Source organism: Teichococcus deserti (genome assembly GCF_001982615.1).
Lineage (GTDB): Bacteria > Pseudomonadota > Alphaproteobacteria > Acetobacterales > Acetobacteraceae > Pseudoroseomonas > Pseudoroseomonas deserti.
This window is the reverse complement of sequence record NZ_MLCO01000373.1, coordinates 1-2815: the sequence shown is the minus strand read 5'-3', so window position 1 is coordinate 2815 and position 2815 is coordinate 1. Positions and strand designations below refer to the sequence as shown.

The window sequence follows — 2815 nt, the reverse complement described above, 5'->3', positions numbered from 1 at the left end:
CGCCCGGCACAGATGTCCACACGCGTAAGATCGTCGGCAGGGTCAGATGGGTATCAGAGACAGGGCCGAGCAGGCCACCGCCGCCCAGGCGGTCGCCGGCCCCGGCGCGCGGCTCTTCGCGCTGCGCCCCGCCACCGCCGAGGGGCTGACCACGCGGGTGATGTTCATCACCCCGGGACTTGGCGATTCCGAGAGCCGGGCGATCTTCATCGATCCCGCCAGCCTGGCGGTGCGCGGCGACATGACCGTCTACGGCACCAGCGGCGTGCTGCCGCTGCGCACCGCCATCGACTACCTGCACCGCAACCTGATGCTGGGCGAGGCCGGGCGGCTCTACAGCGAGCTCGCCGCCTCCTGGCTCTGGCTGCTGGCGCTGGGCGGGGTGCTGATGTGGGCCTGGCGCCGCACCGGCCGCCTGGCGCGGCAGGCGCCGAGCAACGCCCGGCTGCGCACGCGCAACCGCCACGGCGTCACCGGCGTGGTGATCGCGCTGGGGCTGCTGTTCCTCTCGGCCACCGGCCTGACCTGGTCGCAATGGGCCGGCGGGCGGATCGACGCGCTGCGCGGCGCGCTGGGCTGGGTGACGCCGGCGGTGACGCTGACCCTGGCCGAGGCGCCCAGGGAAGGTCCTGCCGCCGCCGCCGACCCGCATGCGCATCACCATGGCGATGGCGCCAGCCCCATGCCGGCGGCGCCGGTGGCACCCGATGCGGTGGCGCAGCTCGACGCCGTGCTGGCGGCCTCGCGCGCGGCGGGGATCGATTCCAGCTTCGTCGAGATCCGCCTGCCGCGGCCGGGGCGGGCCTGGCTGGTGCGGGAATACGACCGCTCCTGGCCGACCCAGGTCGACACCATCACCCTCGATCCGCGCGACCTGTCGGTGACGAGCCGCGCCGACTTCGCGACCTTTCCGATCGTGGCGAAGCTGATCCGCTGGGGGATCGACGCGCATATGGGGGTGCTGTTCGGCCTGCCGAACCAGCTGCTGATGGCGGCGATCGGCATCGGCCTGATCGCGGCCACCGTCTACGGCTACCGCATCTGGTGGCAGAGCCGGCCGGCGCCGGGGGCGGTGCCGCGCAGCCTGACGCTCGCCTGGCTGCGGCTGTCCTGGGCCTGGCGCGGCGGCGTGGTGCTGTTGGCGCTGGCGATCGGCTGGGCGCTGCCGATGGCGGGGCTCAGCCTGCTGGCCTTCTGGATGGTGGATGTCGCGCGCTGGGCGCTGGCGCGCCGGCGCTCCGCGCTCGTCGCCGCTGAATGAGTCTTCCGGGGTGAGGCGCGCTCGCTGGCGCGCCTCACGGCCCCGGGGCCGGGCGGCGGGCACAAAAAAAGCCGCGGCGAGGCGCGACTTGCATCATTCTTCAAGAAAAGGGGGTGGTGCTGCTAGAGAGGATTGAACTCTCGACCTCTCCCTTACCAAGGGAGTGCTCTACCACTGAGCTACAGCAGCTTACCGCCGTGGAAGCGAGGCGCTCTCTAAGGGGCGGGCGGCGCCGGCGCAACCCCCTTTTTGCGGGCGATGCCGAAAAGCGCCGCGGTTCAGCGCATGCTGCCGGCCTCGTCCGGCGCCTCGCCGATGGCGATGTAGCGGTCGGCCAGGCGGTCGGCATGCGGGGCGAGCTGCTGCGCCAGCAGGCCGGAGGCGGCCGAGACCAGCAGCAGCACCAGGAGCTGCAGCCGCAGCGCCGCGCGGCGGATGCGGGCTCCCAGGCTGCGATGCGGGGTTGTTCTGAACATGGCAGGACAACGCGCGCCCTGCCCGGATCGTTGGCCGGACAGGGCGCACATCGATGCGAGCTTAAGCGCCGGGGTCGCCGAAGCGGCCGCCCTTGCGGACCGCCTCCCACAGCCCCAGTGCCGCGATCGCCAGATTCGGCAGCGCCGCCTGCAGCTCGGCCGAGACGCTGATGCCGAAGCCGGCGCTGAGCATCAGGAACAGCCCGCGCCAGGTGCTGGGCTGGGTGATCTGGGCGCGCAGCCAGGTCTCCATGGCGGGTCTCCTTCAGCTGCCGGTGATGGTGACGGCCTCGGCGGCCACGGTCACGGTGCCGGGGCCGGAAACCGCGGCGGTGCTGGCCAGCAGCCCATAGGCCAGGGCATTGCCGCCGGTCGCCGCGTCGTAGAGCCCGACATAGGTCAGGTTGCCGGCGGCGGCGCTGAAGACGAAGCGCACCGTCTCGACATTGCGCTGCTGGCCGGTGCCGGTGAAGGTCACGCGCTGCCGGGCATAGCCGTTGCCGACCGGCTCGCCGGTCAGGCCCGAGGCGCCGCCGCCGGAGCCCAGCGCCAGGAAGATGGTGGTCGGCAGCGCCGGCGAGCGGCCGCAAAGCGCGCGGGCCAGGATGTTCTTCGCGTAGTCGGTCAGGATGGGCATGCGGATCTGTCCTTGTCTGACACGGGGAAGAAAGGCTCAGGGCGCGGACAGCGCCTGAAGCATGGCGTTGGGCAGGCGGGCCGGGCGGTAGTCGAGCAGCGCCAGCTGGCCGTTGGCGGCCTGGGTGAGGCCGGCACTGCCATGGCCGGCCAGCAGCCGGGTCAGACCGCCGGGCAGCGTCGCCGCGGCCGCCTGCACCGTGCCGCCATTGAGGCAGAGGGCGAGCTCCGACCCCGACCAGGCCAGCGCCGCGCGGAAGGCGGTGCCGGCGATCATGCTGCCGCCGGCCAGCGTGGCCAGCGTCGCGCCGCCGCCGACGGCGAGCGCCTGGATGGCGCTGCCGCCGGCCGCGTTGCGCAGCAACAGCCGGTTGGCGTCGCTGCCGTCGTCGATCTGCAGCAGCCCGGCCGGACTGGCGCCGGCGGCAGCGCCATCCAGGCG

General features: G+C 73.2%; 5 protein-coding genes and 1 tRNA gene. 1 reads left to right on the top strand and 5 read right to left on the bottom strand.

Going from position 1 to position 2815, the window contains the following annotated elements; translation table 11 throughout:
• The first annotated feature begins 46 nt into the window (after nucleotides 1-46).
• Entirely contained in the window at nucleotides 47-1261 is a 1215-nt protein-coding gene (locus tag BKE38_RS27455) for a PepSY-associated TM helix domain-containing protein (protein ID WP_076960362.1), read from the top strand.
• Nucleotides 1262-1375: 114 nt separating this feature from the next.
• Here the strand turns inward: BKE38_RS27455 and BKE38_RS27450 are convergent.
• The 5 genes from BKE38_RS27450 to BKE38_RS32510 all read right to left on the bottom strand — a co-directional run.
• Nucleotides 1376-1450: transfer RNA gene (locus tag BKE38_RS27450), tRNA-Thr, on the bottom strand.
• A gap of 89 nt (nucleotides 1451-1539) precedes the next feature.
• On the bottom strand, nucleotides 1540-1737 hold the full coding sequence (locus tag BKE38_RS27445; RefSeq protein ID WP_076960361.1) for a hypothetical protein: 198 nt from the start codon (nucleotides 1735-1737) through the stop codon (nucleotides 1540-1542).
• Nucleotides 1738-1798: 61 nt separating this feature from the next.
• Nucleotides 1799-1990 (bottom strand): hypothetical protein, encoded by a 192-nt coding sequence (locus BKE38_RS27440; protein ID WP_076960360.1) that lies wholly within the window; start codon nucleotides 1988-1990, stop codon nucleotides 1799-1801.
• Nucleotides 1991-2002: 12 nt separating this feature from the next.
• Nucleotides 2003-2374: a phage tail fiber protein gene (locus BKE38_RS27435; RefSeq protein ID WP_076960359.1), complete on the bottom strand. Its 372-nt coding sequence runs from the start codon at nucleotides 2372-2374 to the stop codon at nucleotides 2003-2005.
• Nucleotides 2375-2410: 36 nt separating this feature from the next.
• A partial coding sequence (locus BKE38_RS32510) for a hypothetical protein (protein ID WP_420014339.1) occupies nucleotides 2411-2815 on the bottom strand: 405 nt, incomplete at its 5' end.